The 916-nt window shown below is 73.4% G+C and carries 1 protein-coding gene; it reads right to left on the reverse strand.

The features are described 5' to 3' along the window. Window positions 1–916: serine/threonine-protein kinase (locus tag ABD679_RS15315; protein ID WP_344760889.1), on the reverse strand; the 916-nt coding region annotated here is incomplete at both ends.

A 916-nucleotide genomic window follows, 5' to 3' on the forward strand; every position in this document is an offset into this window, starting at 1 on the left:
CCCGGATAGCGCCGGCCCGGGTCCCGTGCCAGCGCCTTCTTCAGGATCTCCCCCAGGTCCCCCGACAGCATCCGCCGCAGCGTCCCGTCGCCATCGCGCCCGACCAGCGACGCCGGGTTGCGGCATTCGCCGTCGGCCACCCCGTCCGCGAACTGCGGCGGCCTGTCCAGCACCAGCATGTGCAGCACGCTGCCCAGGCTGTACACGTCCGTCGCCGTCGTGATCGCCCCGCCCTGCAGCTGCTCCGGCGCGGCGTAGCGCGGGGTGAAGGCGTACGTGCCCGCGGTCGTGATCTCGGTGGCCCCGTCCTCCAGCATCCGCGAAATGCCGAAGTCGAGCAGGATCGCACGGCCCTCGCCGTCGACCAGCACGTTGGATGGCTTGATGTCACGGTGGATGACCAGGTGCCGGTGCGCGTGTTCCACCGCATCGCAGACCTGCAGCATCAGGTCCACGCGCGCCGCGACGTCCAGGCCCTGCTCGCGGCACCAGGTCGCGATGTCCTGGCCTTCCACCAGCGCCATCGCGAACCACGGCGTGCCGTCGTCGGCCACGCCCGCGTCGAACACCGGCGCAATGCCGGGATGGCGCAACCGCACCAGGATGTCGATCTCGCGCTCGAACCGCGCCCGGCCCTCCGGCGTGGCCGCCGCCAGCGACAGCAGCTTCAGCGCCGCCTCCTGCCCCACCGGCGCCGACAGCGACCGTGCACGGTAGACCACCGACATGCCGCCCTGCCCGAGCAGTCCGGTCAGCAGCCAGCGGCCCAGGCGCCGGCCGACCAGCGTGTCGGCCGGGTCCTCGCCCTCGTCCAGCAGCGACGGCAGCGGCGTGTCCAGCACGCTGTCCGTGGGCGCCGCCGCCAGCATCAGCCGCGCCAGCGCCAGCGCCTCCGGGCTGGCGCCCGACTGCGACA

This window comes from Luteimonas lutimaris (assembly GCF_039537065.1).
Taxonomy (GTDB): domain Bacteria; phylum Pseudomonadota; class Gammaproteobacteria; order Xanthomonadales; family Xanthomonadaceae; genus Luteimonas; species Luteimonas lutimaris.